General features: G+C 56.3%; 24 protein-coding genes and 1 tRNA gene. 20 read left to right on the top strand and 5 right to left on the bottom strand.

What is annotated here, in order from left to right; genetic code table 11:
* The first annotated feature begins 19 nt into the window (after nt 1-19).
* From JIF53_RS19725 to JIF53_RS01335, 15 genes are all read left to right on the top strand, one after another.
* Entirely contained in the window at nt 20-271 is a 252-nt protein-coding gene (locus JIF53_RS19725) for an AlpA family phage regulatory protein (RefSeq protein WP_199451668.1), read from the top strand.
* Entirely contained in the window at nt 268-495 is a 228-nt protein-coding gene (locus tag JIF53_RS01400) for a hypothetical protein (RefSeq protein ID WP_199451667.1), read from the top strand. The genes JIF53_RS19725 and JIF53_RS01400 overlap by 4 nt, the downstream gene beginning before the upstream one ends.
* On the top strand, nt 492-1,469 hold the full coding sequence (locus tag JIF53_RS01395; RefSeq protein WP_199451666.1) for a toprim domain-containing protein: 978 nt from the start codon (nt 492-494) through the stop codon (nt 1,467-1,469). Before JIF53_RS01400 ends, JIF53_RS01395 begins: the two co-directional genes overlap by 4 nt.
* Complete coding sequence (locus JIF53_RS01390) at nt 1,469-3,016, top strand: YfjI family protein (RefSeq protein ID WP_199451665.1); 1,548 nt, start codon at nt 1,469-1,471, stop codon at nt 3,014-3,016. Before JIF53_RS01395 ends, JIF53_RS01390 begins: the two co-directional genes overlap by 1 nt.
* Before the next feature lie 324 nt (nt 3,017-3,340).
* Complete coding sequence (locus tag JIF53_RS01385) at nt 3,341-3,715, top strand: hypothetical protein (protein WP_199451664.1); 375 nt, start codon at nt 3,341-3,343, stop codon at nt 3,713-3,715.
* Nucleotides 3,703-3,942, top strand: a complete 240-nt coding sequence (locus JIF53_RS01380) for a hypothetical protein (protein ID WP_199451663.1) — start codon at nt 3,703-3,705, stop codon at nt 3,940-3,942. The genes JIF53_RS01385 and JIF53_RS01380 overlap by 13 nt, the downstream gene beginning before the upstream one ends.
* Nucleotides 3,943-4,431: 489 nt before the next feature.
* Nucleotides 4,432-4,884, top strand: a complete 453-nt coding sequence (locus JIF53_RS01375) for a DUF4124 domain-containing protein (RefSeq protein ID WP_199451662.1) — start codon at nt 4,432-4,434, stop codon at nt 4,882-4,884.
* Nucleotides 4,885-4,974: 90 nt separating this feature from the next.
* On the top strand, nt 4,975-5,217 hold the full coding sequence (locus JIF53_RS01370; protein WP_199451661.1) for a phage integrase central domain-containing protein: 243 nt from the start codon (nt 4,975-4,977) through the stop codon (nt 5,215-5,217).
* Between the two features lie 1,045 nt (nt 5,218-6,262).
* Nucleotides 6,263-6,514 carry a helix-turn-helix transcriptional regulator gene (locus tag JIF53_RS01365; RefSeq protein ID WP_199451660.1) on the top strand — a complete coding sequence of 84 codons (252 nt, stop codon included), beginning with the start codon at nt 6,263-6,265 and terminating at the stop codon, nt 6,512-6,514.
* Complete coding sequence (locus JIF53_RS01360) at nt 6,511-7,485, top strand: hypothetical protein (protein WP_199451659.1); 975 nt, start codon at nt 6,511-6,513, stop codon at nt 7,483-7,485. The genes JIF53_RS01365 and JIF53_RS01360 overlap by 4 nt, the downstream gene beginning before the upstream one ends.
* A 195-nt stretch (nt 7,486-7,680) precedes the next feature.
* Nucleotides 7,681-7,860: a hypothetical protein gene (locus JIF53_RS01355; protein ID WP_199451658.1), complete on the top strand. Its 180-nt coding sequence runs from the start codon at nt 7,681-7,683 to the stop codon at nt 7,858-7,860.
* Between the two features lie 4 nt (nt 7,861-7,864).
* Nucleotides 7,865-8,278 carry a hypothetical protein gene (locus tag JIF53_RS01350; protein WP_199451657.1) on the top strand — a complete coding sequence of 138 codons (414 nt, stop codon included), beginning with the start codon at nt 7,865-7,867 and terminating at the stop codon, nt 8,276-8,278.
* A gap of 450 nt (nt 8,279-8,728) precedes the next feature.
* Nucleotides 8,729-9,103: a hypothetical protein gene (locus JIF53_RS01345; RefSeq protein WP_011785000.1), complete on the top strand. Its 375-nt coding sequence runs from the start codon at nt 8,729-8,731 to the stop codon at nt 9,101-9,103.
* Between the two features lie 11 nt (nt 9,104-9,114).
* Nucleotides 9,115-11,877: a phage tail tape measure protein gene (locus JIF53_RS01340; protein ID WP_199451656.1), complete on the top strand. Its 2,763-nt coding sequence runs from the start codon at nt 9,115-9,117 to the stop codon at nt 11,875-11,877.
* A 25-nt stretch (nt 11,878-11,902) separates the two neighbouring features.
* Nucleotides 11,903-12,163, top strand: a complete 261-nt coding sequence (locus JIF53_RS01335; RefSeq protein WP_199451655.1) for a hypothetical protein — start codon at nt 11,903-11,905, stop codon at nt 12,161-12,163.
* 146 nt (nt 12,164-12,309) lie between these two features.
* Here JIF53_RS01335 and JIF53_RS01330 read toward each other — a convergent pair whose 3' ends face one another.
* From JIF53_RS01330 to JIF53_RS01320, 3 genes are all read right to left on the bottom strand, one after another.
* Nucleotides 12,310-12,462, bottom strand: coding sequence for a hypothetical protein (locus JIF53_RS01330; RefSeq protein WP_199451654.1), 153 nt, complete (start codon nt 12,460-12,462; stop codon nt 12,310-12,312).
* A 32-nt stretch (nt 12,463-12,494) separates the two neighbouring features.
* Nucleotides 12,495-13,130, bottom strand: a complete 636-nt coding sequence (locus JIF53_RS01325) for a hypothetical protein (RefSeq protein ID WP_199451653.1) — start codon at nt 13,128-13,130, stop codon at nt 12,495-12,497.
* Nucleotides 13,131-13,240: 110 nt separating this feature from the next.
* Nucleotides 13,241-13,331, bottom strand: a tRNA-Ser gene (locus tag JIF53_RS01320).
* A gap of 255 nt (nt 13,332-13,586) precedes the next feature.
* On the opposite strand from JIF53_RS01320, the gene JIF53_RS01315 reads away from it, so the two are divergent.
* The 5 genes from JIF53_RS01315 (at nt 13,587) to JIF53_RS01295 (ending at nt 15,796) form a co-directional block, all read left to right on the top strand.
* Nucleotides 13,587-14,309 carry a Bax inhibitor-1/YccA family protein gene (locus JIF53_RS01315; protein ID WP_199451652.1) on the top strand — a complete coding sequence of 241 codons (723 nt, stop codon included), beginning with the start codon at nt 13,587-13,589 and terminating at the stop codon, nt 14,307-14,309.
* A 96-nt stretch (nt 14,310-14,405) separates the two neighbouring features.
* A complete protein-coding gene (tusD, locus tag JIF53_RS01310; RefSeq protein WP_023010142.1) occupies nt 14,406-14,816 on the top strand; it encodes a sulfurtransferase complex subunit TusD in 411 nt (136 codons plus the stop codon).
* Between the two features lie 2 nt (nt 14,817-14,818).
* The gene (locus JIF53_RS01305; protein ID WP_022991208.1) at nt 14,819-15,169 is read left to right on the top strand and encodes a DsrE family protein; all 351 of its coding nucleotides are present in this window, start codon (nt 14,819-14,821) and stop codon (nt 15,167-15,169) included.
* 9 nt (nt 15,170-15,178) lie between these two features.
* A complete protein-coding gene (tusB, locus tag JIF53_RS01300; protein ID WP_022991207.1) occupies nt 15,179-15,466 on the top strand; it encodes a sulfurtransferase complex subunit TusB in 288 nt (95 codons plus the stop codon).
* A gap of 3 nt (nt 15,467-15,469) precedes the next feature.
* Nucleotides 15,470-15,796, top strand: a complete 327-nt coding sequence (locus JIF53_RS01295) for a TusE/DsrC/DsvC family sulfur relay protein (protein ID WP_113880103.1) — start codon at nt 15,470-15,472, stop codon at nt 15,794-15,796.
* A gap of 22 nt (nt 15,797-15,818) precedes the next feature.
* Here the strand turns inward: JIF53_RS01295 and JIF53_RS01290 are convergent, their stop codons facing one another.
* Together JIF53_RS01290 and JIF53_RS01285 are read right to left on the bottom strand one after the other, a co-directional pair.
* On the bottom strand, nt 15,819-16,178 hold the full coding sequence (locus JIF53_RS01290) for a hypothetical protein (RefSeq protein ID WP_023010138.1): 360 nt from the start codon (nt 16,176-16,178) through the stop codon (nt 15,819-15,821).
* Nucleotides 16,179-16,199: 21 nt separating this feature from the next.
* Nucleotides 16,200-17,411 carry a DUF445 domain-containing protein gene (locus JIF53_RS01285; protein ID WP_031210544.1) on the bottom strand — a complete coding sequence of 404 codons (1,212 nt, stop codon included), beginning with the start codon at nt 17,409-17,411 and terminating at the stop codon, nt 16,200-16,202.
* Nucleotides 17,412-17,432: the final 21 nt, after the last annotated feature.

The raw sequence follows: 17,432 nt of genomic DNA, 5'->3' as shown, positions 1-17,432 counted from the left end.
ACGCAACTGCGCCAAATCAATGGCCCGCGTTGATTTACTGACCTCGTTGTTATCAGAAAGCACCCGAGGTCATGAAATGAAATCAGATCAGACAGAGAAATACCTTTCAGCCCGAGAGCTTGCCTCTCGTTATCAAGTATCTTTGGTTACGCCTTGGCGCTGGGCCAAAAAAGACTCTTTCCCCTCCCCCGTAAAACTCGGACCTGGCTGCACCCGCTGGAAACTCTCAGAGATTGAAGCCTGGGAAGCCAGCAGGGGGGCCACAGCATGAGGGTGGATAAACCAGTTAAGCCTGGCTGGTTCTTCCGCAATGGCCGGCAGTACCTGGCTGTTTCCGAAGTGCCACGCACAGTCAATCTGACGAACTCTGCAGTCACCGATGCCGTATCCCTGGGGCAGCTCAGAATCGAGAGAGTGAACGGCTGCAAAGTCGTCGCAATCGAGGACCTGTTCAACTGGATTGATATGCAAGAAAGCGGGAGGGGCCAGGCATGAAACAGGCACCCGCCCCCGAAGGGGCAAGGCACCAAACCCAGAGTCAGTATAGCACCCCCGCCAACTATGCAGAGCGCCTGGATTCCATTCGCGCCGCCCTTCTGGAAGCTGGCATAGAACCGGCCAACCCTGACGCCCTGCTATCCCGCCTGGCTGATGCTGAAGGCAAGCCGGTACGGTTTGGCACCGCCAGCAAGCCCCGCAGTAAAAACGGATGGCTGATCGCCTACCATGACCGGGGCCTGCCGTTTGTCGTTATTGCCGGAGACTGGAGCACCGGAGCTGAAACAAAGTGGGTAGCCGGAACCGGAGATACCCTGAACCCTGACGAGCGCCGGGAACTGAAACGCCGGATGGCGGAATCCAAACGGGCCAGGGAGGAAGAACAGGCCCGGCAATGGGAAGCCAGAGCCGCCGCAGCCGCCCGCCACTGGCATTCATGCAGCCCGGCAGACCCATTACACCCCTACCTGCAACGCAAAGGCATACAGCCGCACCGGGCCCGCCAGAAGGGACGGGAGCTTGTGTTACTGCTGGCGGACTTCACCGGCAAAGCATGGAGCCTGCAAACGATAGACGAGACCGGGGACAAGCGGTTGATGGCTGGCGGCAAGAAGGCCGGTCATTTCATCGTAGTGGATGGCCCGGACTATCCCACCCGCGTTCTGATTTGTGAGGGCTACGCCACCGGCTGCACCCTGGCGGAGATAGACCCCGCCGCCCTGGTATTGGCCGCCGTGGATTGCGGCAACCTTCAAGCTGTGGCAACCAGGGCCCGTAATCGCTGGCCTTGTGCTGACCTGATTGTTTGCGGAGATGATGACCGGCAAACACCGGGCAACCCCGGAGCCACAGCCGCAAGGGCCGCCGCGCTGGCTGCTGGGGCTCGGTTCGCCCTGCCGGAATGGCCGCCAGCTGCACCGCTGCACCTGTCAGACTTCAACGACCTGCAAAACTGGCAAAGGGGGCGGTAATGACCAAGCAGCCGCCCATTACTGCAACAGACCCAAGAACCAACTTAAGCGCCCCACTTCCCGGTATTGATACAGCCCCTATACCGCTGGCGGGAAGAACCCCGCCGCCACCCTACCCGGTGGATGCCCTGGGAGAGCTGCTGGGCAACGCAGCAAAGGCCCTGGCCTATTACGTCCAAACCCCGCTGGGGATGGCCGCTCAATCTGTGCTGGCGGTCACTTCGCTGGCGGTACAGGGCCACGCCAACGTGAAAAAGGGCAACGTAGGGACCAGCCCCACAGCTTTGTACTGTTTGACCATAGCCGCCAGCGGGGAGCGTAAGAGTTCACTCGATAGCCAGGCTATGAAGCCCATCTATGAATATCAGGCAGAGCGCCGGGCTGAGTATGACGCCCTTATGGCTGAATACCGGGCCGATCTGGAAGCCCACGAAATGCGCTACAAAAGCATTACGGGAACCTACAAGGGGAGCGGCAAGAAACCCCGTCCGCTGACCCATGACGAGCAAAACGCCCTATCGGCTGAGCTGGCGGAGCTGGAAAAAAACCGACCAGTCCAACCACCGCGCCCCCATATCCTGATGGAAGAACCCACGGCAGAGGGAATCTATAAGCACTTTCTTGACGCCCTGGCTATCGCTGGCCTGTTTTCAGATGAAGGCGGGGCATTCTTCAACGGGCACGGCATGGCAGATGAGGCCAAAGGCCGGATTATTACCATGCTCTCCCAACTATGGGACGGGAAACCCATCACCCGCACCAGAGCGGGGGCCGGGGAGTCTGGCGTACTGGCAGGCCGCCGCCTGGCTACCCACCTGATGATTCAGCCGGTTATCGCTGACAAAGTTTTGTCAGACCGTTTGATGATGGGCCAGGGCTTTCTTGCCCGCTTCCTGGTATGCAGTGACCGGTCGTTGGTGGGTAGTCGTTTCTTATCGGGCCGCGCCAACGATGAAAACGTCGCCAGTGACCCGGCTATTACCCGTTTCTGGGATGCCCTAGGGGAACTTATACGCCAGCCCTTACCCACCGATGAAGCCGGGGAGTTGGAACCGGAAACCCTGCCCATCACCGGGCCCGCCTTTGATGCCTGGGTAACGGTTCACGATGCCATAGAGGAACAACTATCACCGCATGGAGAGCTAGCCGTAATACGGGAGTTCGCCGCCAAAGCGGCCGATAACGCCGCCCGGATTGCTGCCGTGTTGTCCTATGTTGAAAGCCGTTCAGCACCAACCCCGGAACATATAAACCGGGCCGCCGAGCTGATGCAGTACTACCTGCAAACCATGATCCAGCGAACGCAGGAAGCGGCACAGAGCACAACTGAACACGAGGCACGAGAGTTGGCGGGCTGGATCAGGCAGAACGGGGGAGAGCTGATAGCCGATCACTTCAAGAAACTACCAGCTGCCTACCGCAAAGCGACGAAAGCCCGAGAACTTCTAAACCTATTGGTGGATTACGGGCACGCCGTTGTCTCTGTCACTGGCCCCAACAACAAACCCCGCGCCTGGAAGCTGAGGGAGGGTCCAGACAATGTTTGATCTTATGGGAGCGATAAGGCAACGGCAGAAGGCACAAACGCCACCCCTTGCGGATTCTGCGGAAACTGCGGAAAGCCCACAACCACGGGCCGGAGAGCTTGCGGAAGCATTGCGGAAAACTGCGGATAGCTGCGGGCCCGTGATTTTTCCGCAACTCTCCGCAAAAATCCGCAAACGCCAAAAGCCAGCGAACCCCCGAAAACAAAGGGCTGCCCGGAGTTTTCCGCAAATCCGCAAAATCCGCAGCCCCTTGAGGGGAAGGAACGGCAGAACCCTGACGCCGTACTACTGGAGATTGCCCGCACCCTGAAAGCTGACGCCCACATGTTGCGGGCCCTGCTGTCTGATGACGATATGCAGGCCATAGCCAAGAACTGCCCCGGTTATGACCAGGCCCGGCTGGCGGACTACTTCAGGCTGATGGAGACCCACGGCATGCCCCTACACGACATAGAACACCACCTTACCCAAGTGGTACGCCAGGGCGCCGCCAGAAACCGCCAGAAGGCCCAGCAAGCCAAAGAGCATGAGCGGGCATGGCGGGCCGCCCATGAATCATTCCTGAATCACGCCATGGCCTGCCCTGCCTGCAATGCACCACAAAGCCGCTACTGTGACACGGGGGCCAAACTTAGGCGGGCTTACCTTCAGACATACCAGGACGCCAACCAGCCGGAGCAATGTCCATGTCCAACGTAACGCCTTTGCACCCTACTCCCACGACAACCTACCGATACAGGGCCGGGGACATTACCCGCGCCCTGGCTGAAGGTTTGAAACATGAGGGCATAGCCGCCGATATTGAACAGGTTTTGCATGATGTTCTGTTTTTCCCTGAACACGATGCAAGCGAACAATACGGGGCCCTCTGCGCGGCAAGCTACGTGCTCTATAACCTGCTGCACGCCAACGGCACCGCGCCATAACAACACCAGCGGCAACTGGTACAGGCCGGCCCCTGCTGGCGGACAAACCCCGAAAGGTACTACCGGCAACAACTCACCACGGGGGCGCGGAACCGCCAGCGCCGGGAGATCTTCGGATGGCCTACCGCTTGATGTTGGTGTCTTACTGCTGGCGGAACTGCTGGAAGCCTACCGAGCAACGCGCCTTCAGACCGCCAGCAGGCCACCGGCAAACACAGCCTCCCGATGACACCGGAACAGACAGGTAATGGCGCTGGCGGATCGCCGGGCCCCTAAAGAATGCCATTCCATACTGGGGACGCGGACCGCGCAGACCGCCTAATTTTCGAGGCATCATGCCACGACCACCTCCACACGACCGAACACCCCGCCCTGCCTGCCTGAAGCCGGGGCCAAGAAACTGGCCGATGTGTAGATGGCTCTGTCTGGAGGACGCAGCCAAAGTCCTTATGCTAGGCTGTTACATATCGTTACAGGGAGGTAAATCTCATGCGCTTTCTTGCTCTGCTTCTGGCCACACTCTCATTTTCCGCCGCTGCCCAGGTCTACAAATGGACCGATGAAAACGGCGTTACTCATTTTGGCACTCAGCCGCCGGCTGGCCAACACGAATCTGTTCATATCCGGGAAAGCTCTCCGGGCGCCATGGGCAAGGGAAACCCTGCATCCTCAGACCTGGAGCTGCGAGCCCAACGGTTAGAGCTGAAACGAAAGCGTGAGGAATTGCAGCGGAAGGTGGATCGCCGCGAGGCAGCTGCCAGAGCTGAGGCAGCACGAGGGCCTGAAGAAAGCTGGGCCTGCAAGTATTCCAAGGATCGGGTAGAGGAGTACGAAGTGCGCTTGCGAGAGCTTGGCAGGCGCGGATATCAGCAGTGGGAAAAAGATCAGCTGGAGTCCTGGAAACGAGAAGCTGAGCGAGAGGTTCAACGAGACTGTAACTGAGACAAATACTCAGTGAAGAGGCCCTGCCGTGCGCCGGTTTGTTATACGCGGAGAAAACACTGCAGGCCTGCCCACAAAACAGCAGCGTTAATGAAACCTGCTCGCAGAATGGAATTACCTCTACCTGGCAATACCCCCATCACTGGTATTGAGCCGGCACTGGTGCTCCGAAAGATCCAAGCACAGGGCAAGTACGAAACCGCGCACAGAATAAAACAGCGAATCAGCCAGGTATCCAGGTTCGCTATTTCAGATGGCTGGGCTGAAACAGATCCTGCAGCCGACCTTCGCGGCCTCCTGAAATCCATGCCAGCAAAATCAGAGTTTCCATAACAAAGTCGGATCAACTCGGCGGGCTGTTACGGGCCATTGAGGCCTATGCAGGCCAGCCGACAGCTTGCGCTGCACTGAAGTTGGCGCCCATGAATTTCTTGCGGCCCGAGGAGCTCAGAAAGGCGGTTTAGTTGGGAGATTGATCTTCATGCCGGCACCTGGATTGTTCCCGGCGAAAAGACGAATGGCACACTGAAAGCCAAGCGGGCGAGCCAGGTACCGAACCACATCATCCCCCTGCCCCGCCAAGCAGTCGAGATCCTCAAGCCACTGTAACAAATCACAGGCCGTCGTCCCTTCGTATTCGAGGCAATCAGATCCGGGAGGCCACTCACGGAAAACACGATCAACACCACGCTCCGGAGCATGGCTATGACACTGAGGTTATGGTTGGTCATGGATTCCGGGCAACCGCGTCAACACTTTTGCATGAAATGGGCTGGCAGCCGGAAGTCATCGAGCTGCAACTTGTTCACCGCCAGCGAAACTAAGTAGCCGCCGCATACGACGAAACCGAGCGGCCAGGCTGAAAGAGCGAAAAGCGATGTTACAGCAGCGGGCGGAATACCTCGACTCACTGAAATCTGGACGCTCAATTCTGCCATTCAAAGCGAAAGAAGCCTGAATAATCATTGTATTTTTCAATAAAGCAACTCAAAAAAGATTGCTGACGCTATCGCCACATGCATAGTGAGCAGCCGCTGGCGGACGTCTACGGATAGCAACGAATAACATACCGTAACCAGTTGAATCTTGGGTAAGTTCTCCACAGGCGAGGGAGTGCGGGCATTTTCGGGAAGATCAGCTTGCGGACTTTGGATTAAAGCGGCAGGGTTAGGACGTGTTCGGAAGTGAGCGGATACGGAAGCGTACCAGGCAACCGTATCCGCCCGAACCCAGAGCCGTTGAAGGATGGGCGCTATTAAGATGCGACTCCAAATAGCCCCCGAACGATAACAGGGCGTTAGCGTCTCTACAATTTCGCTTTGTATCCTGGGGCCTGCCCTTCAACGGCATAACTACACCTGAAATACAGAGGTATGTTATGGCCGCTGCCAATCAAACCATCATTCGACTCGCTGAAACTCTCCGCCGAACCGGCCTCTCTCGCAGCACGCTCTACGATCTGCAAACAGCCGGGGAATTCCCCAAATCCATCAAGCTCACCCGTCACCGTCACGGTTCCGCGGTTGGCTGGCTTGAATCAGAGGTAAACGCCTGGATTGAGGCCCGCATCGCCGAACGCGATCAAATGCCCCAACATGCTTGGGAACCGACAGGGAGGGCCGTTGCATGAAAAAACTAACCGCAGCACAACGCGCCGATCGTCTCCGGGAAATCGCGGCCGAACGTGAAGAGCTCATGCCAGAATTCAGCGACATTCGGAGCCGGCTGGCAAATGCTCAAGGCGGCCAAGCGAATCTTGAGAAACAGCTCCAGGAGCTCACCTCACCGCCCCCCAAGCACGGCTGGCGGAATGCCGGCCGGTCAGATGACATAGCTCAGGTTCGTCGTAAGCTGGATCAGGCAACGCAGAACACCACACAGCTTCAGGAAGAAATACGCCCATTCCAGAAACAGCTGGATGACCTGGACAAAGAGGAAGAACGGCTCATCAACAACCCTCCCGCGGTGTCACTGGCAGACCTTCAACAGACGCAAGCCGAAATCACAAAACTCGAAACACAGATAGACCGAATTGAGCAGGCCCGGGAAGAAGCTGCAGCCCGGACACCGACAGAGGGTATTGAATCTCTGAAAGATGAAATCGCCCAAGCAGCTTCTGACCGTGATCTGCTGGCGGCTGACCTGGACTTGGGCGAAGGCTCTGAAGCTGACCTCAAGAAAGCAACTACCCACCTGACCAAGCTGAGGAAACAGCTGGCGGAACAGGAGGAGACCGCCAGCCTGGCCGGCGCCACCCAAAGAGGCTACGAGAAACGGCTGGCGGATCTCTCAGAAACCAAGCGACGGGCAGAGCAGGAATTCCGTTGTCAGCTGAGTTTGTACGCCAAGGAAATTCACGATGCGGGGCTTCAAAGGATCCTGAAGGCCTTCGATGAGGTCGGGGCAGCACTCCACGAGATTTTGGTAGCCAATAAGCTATCGGGCACCCACGGCGATGGGGATGAGTTCAGCCGGTTAAGCGGGCGCATCAAGCTTGATATGGGGAGCTATTACGGAATCGACAACAGCACAATCAGCGCCGATGAGGAATTGGTTTCTGAGAGAGTTGCGAGAATTTTGGCGGACATTCGCAAGAGCTGAAAAAAAGGCAGCTCACCACGCCCATTTGGTGAGCTGCCTTCCTGGAGGAATAAAACCATGAACAATCTTAGCACACCCCTGCCCGAACAAAATAGAGTCCGAATCTCCACCCCACTGTTAGCTCGAGAACGACGAATCCTAACCGCCCTCCTCATGGGCCCGGTCAGTCGTGAGCAAGCCGACAGAATAGGTCGTGTGAGCAACTCGCCTCAGTACATTGCCACTTTACGGAGCCGGGGCCTGACCATCGCCTGCCTGAGGCGAACCCTCATCAACGAGGATGGAACTCTGTGCCGGCCTGGAATCTACCAACTGTCCCGGGACTCCATTCCCCTCGCCCGAGAGCTTCTCGCTATCGCCTGCCAGGGAGCCTGAACGGATGCCGGCCAAAGACCCCAGGGCAAAGCACAAGGGCCGGAAAGGACAAGCGGGGTACCTCCATATACCCCGCGATGTTCTGAAGAGTGAGGCCTATCTCAACCTGGACGGCTGGGCGGTGAAATTGCTGGTTGATGTTGCCGGCCAGTTCTGCGGAAACAACAACGGCGATCTGACGGCCTCATGGAGCGTTTTGAGGGATAAGGGGTGGCGGTCACCGGGAACCCTGAACAAGGCCCTCAAAGCGCTGACTGAAGCCGGCCTGTTGGAGCAGACCAGGCAGGGAGGCCGGAACCGGTGCTCTCTCTACGCCGTTACGTGGCGCCCTATCGACGAGTGCAAAGGCAAGCTCGACATAAAACCAACCCAGGCCCCCAGCGCCCGCTATCTGAATTTGGAGAAACTTGCAGCATGAAAATTAAAAACTGTAGTCGCTATTCGTATCAATGTAGTCGCTATGTGTATCAGTCAGGGGTTTTGCGCCCTCCCTCCCCCTTCCACTGGTCGCTATGTGTATCAGTCATGCAGTTTTGGGCGCGCTCATTAGTCGCTATGTGTACACCTTATAGTTTACCAAGGGGGGTGTTTATTCAGTTCTCTCTTTGCAGTGGATTCAGTGAGAAATCACCCACGGCCACCAGTGAACACATTGGCTGTTCAGTATGCACAAACGGTAGTCACTTACACCACCTGAAAAACCCGGGGGACCCTGGCACCTCAAAAACTCCGCGGGGACGGGGCAACCACCCGGTATTCGGAAAATTTTTGGCGCTACATGGGGCCTCACCAGTTGGACGGGAAACCCTATAAAAAACAATAAACTAGATTTGATTCATCTGATGATTCCAGAGACAGGAGAGAACCAATGACTACCCAGAGCACCCTCGCCAAGCTGAACAGCCGACTGGCCGCAGCTGAACGGGCCTCCGCTGCATTCAAAGCGGAGCTGAAAAAACTTCAAGCGATCGAGCAGGAGCTACGCCAGGAATACGACCTGGCCACGAAGGATGACATTTTGAAATTGTGCATCGCCAATTCCGAAGATGATCTGTTCGTTGCTCTATGCCAACGCCCGATTCCTCGAAAGGCGGTTAAAGAAAAGCTGGAGCTTGCCCGGGAACTGAGGGACATCGCCCAGGCCGCAGGCATTGACGCCAGCCCACTCATTCAACACATGGACAACCCAGCACAGTTACTTAAAACCGCTATCACCGCCGCAAAGACAAGCGGCTACCACTGAGGGTAAACATCATGGCTGACCTGAAAAAAACCGTTGAATTGATTTTTGGTGGCGTCGATAAAACCGGCCCCGCTATCTCATCCGTTGGCAGGAACCTTGATACACTCGTCGATAAAACCGGCAACATCACCGGCCCGCTGGCGGATGCTGCCGACAGTATTCTGAAGTTGCAGACTTCACTGGTTGCCCTGGGGGCCGCCGCCCTCACCTTTGCTGCCAAGGAAGCCGTTAGCTTTGAGGCGGCCCTGATTGACCTTCAGAAAGTCATGGGCGAAAACGAGGGAGCTGCAGCCGATTACGCGGACACTTTCAGCAACCTCTCCAACCAGTTTGGGGTGGACGCCGGAGCCATTGTTCAGAGCACGGCAGATTTCCGCCAGGCCGGTTTCGATATCAACGACTCGTTAACACTCGTTGAACAGTCGTTGCTGGCGGTTAACGCTGCGGATCTGACCACCCAGCAATCGGCGGACCTTTTGATTGGTACGCTGGCGGGCTTCAAGGCTCCGGCTGCCGATGCCGCCAACCTGCTGGACGTGCTGAACGCCGTTTCCAACAATGCCGGCGCCTCAGTGGCTCAGCTCGGGGACGGCTTCAAGGTCCTGGCGCCGGTGGCCAAAACGCTCGGGCTGACTTTCGAGGAAACCGCCGCCCTGCTGACACCGGTAGTTGAAGTGACCCGCTCCGGATCCGAATCGGCCAACGCCCTGAAAACGGCAATCTCCAATCTCATCAAACCGACCAAAGAGCGAAAGGAACTGTTGGAGGATGAGCTGGGCATTCAGCTTGAAATCGACGGCCAGCGCCGGAACACCAAAGATGTTCTGTATGACCTGATTGAAGCCACCCAGAGCCTGGACGACAACGAGAAACAGCGCGTGGCAACGGTCATTGCCGGCGCCGAGCAAATGAGCCGGTTCCTGGCGGTTCTGAATGGCGCGGAACGCTCCGAGGAAATTCTCAAAGTAGCATTGGAGGCCAGCGGTTCCACGCTCCGAGAATTCGAGGTCCGCACCCAGTCCGCAGAGTTCGCCCTGAACCAACTTCGGGCCGCATTCACCACGGCAGCCAAAGTTACCGGGATGGAGTACATCGAGGAAACGAAAGCCGCCACCCAGGCTACCACAAGCCTCGTTCAAGCCTTCCAGCAAGCCCTACAGGGTGACAACGCGGATAAGTTGTTTGACGCCCTCCGGGGTGGCCTGGAACGGTTCTCCGAACAGGTCAACATCATTGCCGAGAATTTGCCGGAAGCTTTCGAGGGCCTGGACTTCTCGCAGTTGCTGGCGGCCTTCGACGGCCTGGGGGATGAACTCGGGGACGCGGTAACCGCGGTATTCGGTGATATCGACCTGGACACAGCAGAAGGCTTGCAGCAAGCCCTGCAAAAAGTAGTGGATGCTTTCACCGCACTGACCAACGTTTCAGCCGGCATCATCAACGGCCTGGAGCCGCTATTCGACGCCATTGGCGCCGGCATTGAGGAATTCCAGAATCTGGATTCCGCTACCCAGAAAAGCGTTGGAGAGTTGCTCGGTATTGCCAAGGCCATTGACACAGTTCTGCCCCTTCTGGGGGGTCTGGCTGGCGGCCTGCAATCCGTTGGCTCTGGGTTAACCGCCCTGGCCGGTGCACAAGGCTTCAAGGCCCTACTGGGCAACCTGGGCGAACTTGAAAAGATGGGTAAAGTCGGGAAAGGCGGCCTCATCGGTTTTGCTCTGGCTGGCGGCTATGCCATCGGCGAAATCATCAACGAGACAATCATCAAACCGCTGGAGGAAAAGTTCGGCAACTCTATCGGCGGCTGGCTGTATGAGCAATTCAACAAGGATGAGCTGGAGAAAATCGCCAAGGCGATGGCGCCAGTTTCCGAGGCCCAGCAGAAACTGATTCAAGACACCCAAGATCTGCGCGACATGAACGCCAGCCTGGCTGAAAAACTGGGCAAAACCGAAGTAGCTACGAAGGACACCCAGCGGGCCTGGCAGGACTACGCCAACGAACTGGTAAACGCCGCCAACAAACATGGCGACCTCAACGAAGCCATGAGCGGTACCGGGGAAAACCTCAACCGTTCCGCCAACGCAGTAGAGCGCCTGCAGGGTGAGGCCAGCAAAAGCGGGGACGCACTCGGCAACGTTGGCCGGGCCACCAAGCAGCTGGCGGAGAACAACGAAACTCTGGTTCTCGGATACGACAAGGCCACCGGCAAGGTTAACAGCTGGTCCGGCGCCATCGTGCGATCTGGTGACGCCATGGACGACAACGCCACCAAAACGGAAAAGGCCATCGCCAAGTCTGAAGATTATTACGTTCAGATGGAGAAAATCGCCAGCAATGAACGGATAGCCAACATTGAGGCAAACGTAGACCTGAACATTGCCGAGGCAGAAGCCAACGCTAAAAAGGTGGAGGCCCTACTGGATTCCATTTCATCGACATTTGGAGATTCTACGAAGTTTGCCGGTGACCTTTTCGAGCTCCTTGGCGATGCCGACAGCTTCCGGGATAAGTGGGGTATCGAAAAGCAAATCAAGAAAGAGAACGAGCTTCGTGACGACCAGATGAAGCTACAGAAGAAACTGACCGAGGCTGAAGTGGAGTGGGTTAAGGAAAAAACACGACAACTCCGAAACGGCGATGCCCAGCTTACGATTAAAGCAGACGGCCTTGAGCCCCACCTGGAAGCCATTTGGTGGCAGATCCTCGAGAAGCTGCAGGCAAAGGTGAACGCCGAAGGTGAAGAAATGCTCCTGGGCCTGAAAGGCAACTAACCCCCCACTGAAAAAGGCATACAGCATGACCAGCGAAGAGTTTAAAGAAAGATTTCAACACCACCCACTGGGCTACGTTTTCCAAACAATGGAGGTGGCAACCGACGAGCTTCAGCTAGAGCGTTATCTCAGCATGGCTCACGGAATGATTATGCTTCTGGAATTCCAGGGAAAGTTATCGAAAAAGGACCACGACTTTCTGAAAGAGGCCGCCAAAGGCAACGCAAAACGGAATTACGACAGGCTTCAGAAAACCAACGCGGCAGCGCCGGCCACCAAGCAGTAACCGGTCAATTGTCCGACAAAACACAGTAAATCATAAGCCCCGGGAGTTCCCCGGGGCTTTCACGGACTACTCGCAAAACTCAGAGTATCAACACCCCTCAGCGGGGAACGTTCGATAACCGTACTGACGCAAATCTGCGTCAACTTTCAGCAAAACCCAGCCCGGGCAATTTTTAAAGTTGGGTCGCCTTGTTTTCTTTGCCATTCTTGCGCCTGCTCGATCTTCTCGAACTCAGGCGACAGCGGGAAAGCTGGTTGGTCCGGACGACAGACATAATAGTATTCTGTTGGTGTTTTCATTTTCTCACCTTCCTCATTGTCGCAATCGCAGCTCAGCGCCCAACTTCAGCGAGCGCCCTCATTTCCTGACCCGCTCGGTCCATATTATCAATCATCTGGCCGACATAGTTTTCAACAATGAGACCGCTCAATTCTGAGCCTCCATCTCTGGCTTGCTCAAGGTATACCAGCATCATGAGCAACATGGATCGGGTGTGTTCATGGATCATGTCGATGTTGTTGAAATGCTCGGCGCCGGCATCCTCCACCCTTGACTCATGCGTGGCTTGTGCATCATTTGGTGTGGGCAGAGACTTTGGTTCAGCCTCGTATTGCTTACAAAGCAACTCAGTCTTTCCGCAGGCATCGGATACAAGATCGAACGTGCGCTCAATCATTGCGGCCAGGGTGACCTCTGGGGAGTCACTCTCAAGCATATGATTCAGGTTTTCAGGTTTGTGCAAATAATTCAGCAATGCGTCTGCATCCAACAGGCGCGAACGGCAATCGGTAAGGTAGTCTGAAAATTTGCTCCCTTCTGAATCACTCGCTGCAGATTGCTTTTTTGCCTGCTGGGCAAGCCAAACAACGTGGCCAGTAATCTGAATCTCGGTAGGATCGCCTTTCATGGCATCACCGGAGTAGAGGGCCGCAATGGCTTCAACGAGTTCTTTTGAGAATTTGTTCATGGTCACATTCCTTTTCGATTGTTGGTGAAAAACAAGCGAATCAGGCATGTGGGCCAAGTTGTAGGCCTTTTGGATTTTCGGGAGATAAGAGACTGTTTTGAAAGGAAAAATGGCGGTGGGCCAGGGATTCGAACCCCGGGACGGCTATTAACCGTCGGCGGTTTTCAAGACCGCTGCATTCAGCCACTCTGCCAGCCCACCGTCTTGTCGAAGCATCGGGAAACGCTTCGGCTTGCTGCCTTGTCGACAGCGGGAGGAATGATACCGGATTTGCCCCCTCTGTCAACGCCCTGAAATAAAAACAAAGCAAATTCCGCAACTTCTGATCAGAGCTTATACAAGGTTACCGCGCTTTAATGGAATCCATTCCCTCATTTACTGTCGTAAATGATTGAAAGTTGTGGTTTCGACACTATCATGGTCTACAGTATCCAGTCGCATTAAACGGAGATGACAATGGAGAACAGACAGTACAATTATTCGCAGAACCAGAGCGGCGGCATGATCGCTCGTGGCTCTGCCACGGACGCCATCAGGCCGGAAGCGGTCAAGGTTTTGCGCAACACCTACACCCTGCTGGCCATGACGCTGCTTTTCAGTGCGGTCATGGCAGCTGTATCCATGTCCGTCGGGCTTGGTCGCGGCGCGAGCCTCGTATGCAGCCTGGGCGCCCTGGCGCTTGTTTGGTTTGTCCTGCCACGTACCGCCAACAGCAGTGCCGGTATCGGCGTCGTCTTCGGGTTTACCGGCCTTCTGGGGCTATCACTCGGGCCCACACTGAGCTACTACCTGCAATTGGCTAACGGTGGCCAGATTGTGATGCAGGCTCTCGGAGGAACCGCGCTGGTCTTCTTTGCCCTGTCAGGCTATGTCCTTACCACTAAAAAAGACTTCAGCTTCATGAGAGGCATTCTCGTGGCGGGCCTGGTTGTTGTGCTGGTTGCTGCTCTGGGCTCTATTGTCGCGGCCATGTTTGGCGTTGAGATTACAGCGTTCAGCCTGGCGATCAGTGCTGCCATCGTGTTCCTGATGTCAGGCTTTATCCTGTACGACACCAGCCGCATCGTAAATGGTGGCGAACAGAACTACATCATTGCCACCACAGGCCTGTACCTGAACATTTACAACCTGTTTGTGGCTCTGCTGCACTTATTGTCCGCATTCAGTGGCGACGATTGATCATCGCAAACCTGATGTATTGGAAAACCCCGGCCTATGCCGGGGTTTTTGCTTTAGGTACACTTGCAGGGTTTCCATCAGTCAGCATCCAGTTCCATGCCTCAGCCACTCAGTTACACACTCGTGATTACCGGTGCCCCCTGGGCAACACAGGCTCCCCAGACTGCCCTGTCATTCGCTCAGGCCCTGCTGAAAGCGGGCCACCGTATCGACCGGGTGTTCCTGTATGGTGATGGCGTACACTTGGCGTCGGCCCTGAGCGCTCCTCCCTCCGATGAGCAACACTGGCCGCGACTGTGGTCTGAATTCCTTTCCGGGAACAACATCACAGCGGTCGCCTGCATTGCTTCAGCCCTGCGCCGTGGCATTGTCGATAAGACCGAACAGGCCCGTTACGAACTGACCGCCAGCAATCTCAGGGCACCCTTCGAGATTGCCGGTCTTGGCGAATGGGTAGAGGGTAACCTGAAGTCCAACCGGGTTCTTTATTTTCACGGGGCACACTGACCATGACCACCCTGATTGTGATCGATCAGCCACCCTATGGCTCCTGGACTGGACGAGAAGCGCTGGACATGACCTTCTCTCTGGCAGCCTTCGACCAGCCTGCCGCTATGCTGTTTCTGGGGGCTGGCGTCAACTGGCTGTGCAAAGGCCAGGCCGCCGACGCCGTCGGCCAGAAATCTGTGGAGAAGAATCTCGCTGCGGCCGCCCTGTTCGGCGTTGAACAGATACTGGTGGATTCCCGGGCTTGCGCGAAGTACGGGCTGGAGACCAGCGATTTACTGCCAGGGACTACGGCAGCGGAGTCAATTTCCGAAACCCTGGGCCAGTATAGCCGCGTCGTTTTTGCCGGATAGGACCCTGTCATGCCTGAGAACGTCAACACTACCCTGCACATCATCAACAAGGCTCCGGAACACGCCAGGTTCCGGCATTGTCTGGCATCTGTTCAGCAGGGTGACACGCTACTGCTGATTGAGGATGCGGTGCTCGCACTGCTTGATCGGGAAAGACAGCTGCCAGGGGCGTCTTATGGCCTGGAGACAGACGCGAATGCGCGCGCCGTGGCTAACCGCGTGCCCGCGGAGCAACTGGTCGACTACGCCGGTTTTGTGCAGCTGACCGTCAATCATTCACGAATCATCAACTGGTAAACCATGAGTGCTTCTAATTCGCCTGTGAGAAACAACGAAGGTTTTCTGGAGGACGCGGCCACCTGGACCAATGAGGTAGCCCAGGAAATCGCTCAGGAAGACGACATTGAGTTAACGGAAAAACACTGGGAAATCATATACTTTTTAAGGGGTTTTTATAAACAGCATGAGATGTCGCCACCGTCGAACCGGTTGTTCGTGAAGGCCGTAAGAGAAGCGCTGGGGGACGAGAAAGGCGACAGCATCTATCTGATGACACTGTTCCCCGGAACCCCCGCCAAAACAGCCTGCAGGATTGCCGGACTGCCTCGCCCTACGAATTGCCTCTGAGCCAGTGGAAGATGTCGCGCTGTTACCTGTCCCGCTTTTCGGCTGACCGCGCCTGATTGGCTTGTTGCTCTTCGGCAGCGGCCCCCAGAAAGGTGCTCAGCCCGTTTTCAAACAGGTTCGAACCAAACTTGAGGAACTGGCGAGTGGATTCCCTGGTGGCACCGTCCCAGGCGCTTTGGGGTATCTGCCGGATAGATTCAGCAACCCCTTTCTGAACGCCACTGGTCACCCTCGGCTCAATCTCATTGGCGGTATCAATCAGTTCCTGAATGCGCTCAGCCAGCCATGGCTTTACCACCCAGAACCAGAAACCGAAGAGAACGGCCGTTACGGTGGCCGCTGTCAGTAAAACCTGCGTGAGGATCTGTGCCCAAACTGGCATACGCTATTCTCCCTGGTGTGGTCAGCCCAGTACGGCCTGGGGCAAGCCGGTCATGGCAAGAAACTGAACGAGCCCGGCCACGGCACCAAACAAGCCACCTACGAACATCAGCTGGATTTCTTCCTCCCGGAACGCTGGCCTGAGGATGTCCTGGAACTCTTCCGGGCGCAGGGCTTTCATCTGGCTGGCCAGCACCCCCGCCACGACGGGTGCACGCTCCCGATTGAAAGCGGGATCACTGAATACATCCCGGGTTGCCAGCACCGCTTTCTGATTCATCACGCGCTTGAGCTCGGTGTAACCGGTCATGCCCACAGACACCTGGGCCGCCAGCTTCATGACCATGGAATTGTCGAGCATGGGGCGCAGGTGTTTCTGGATGATGGCGCGGGTACGGTCACCATGCTGACCGTTGATCATGGCATCGGCGACTTTCTCCACCGTGATCAATTCCTCCGCCACCAGGCGCGCCCAGATATCGCTGATTTCATCCTGTCGACGCAGGAACAGCCCCTGCAACTGCCAGAACAATACCCGGCGCGGGCGCACCGGTGCAAAGATCAGGTTGATGGCAATCCAGTTAGTGATAAAGCCAATAAAAAAGCCGCCTACCGGCAGTAACCAGGGCTGGGGGTAGAACACCGAAACCGGCGCCAGCACCGCGCCCATCAAGGCACCGATAATCGCGCCCCGATTAATGACCGACCTGAGTTCAACCGCACCGGCCTGCTGGAATATACGATTCATCAGGTCCGGATGGTTCTGAAGCTCCCGACTCAACAGAGCCTTGAGATCGACCAGCTCATCCAGGTCGTCACCAAAATCCTCCACCAGTTCTTCTACCCGATTGGGTAACTGTTGCCGTGCCCACTGATAGATCCGGGCACGAACAAACAGCGGCAGGTTATCCCAGAGCACTGGCTGGATTTCATACATGACCTCGTCAATGTACTCATCCATACGGGGCGTTACCTGAGCCACCACCTGTTCCACAATGCGGTTGGGCTCCAGCTTCTGGTACACAGAATTCAGGTCGCCAAACTTCTGCAGTGTGCGATCAATGCAGATGTGGGCCATTTTCTCGGCCTTGCGCGGAATCACCCCTTGCCAGCCAATAACCCCAACGCCGATGAACCGGACAGGATGAAAGGACATCTGAATGGCGAGCCAGTTAGTGAACCATCCCACCACGGCAGCCATTACAGGCACGGACACAAGAGCAAGGTCAGTCAAGCGTTACCCCGAAATCAAGAA

It is taken from the genome of Marinobacter sp. bablab_jr008 (assembly GCF_016464145.1).
GTDB classification, from domain to species: Bacteria; Pseudomonadota; Gammaproteobacteria; order Pseudomonadales; family Oleiphilaceae; genus Marinobacter; species Marinobacter nauticus.
The sequence above is the reverse complement of the archived record's forward strand: the minus strand, read 5'-3'. Positions and strand labels throughout refer to the sequence as shown.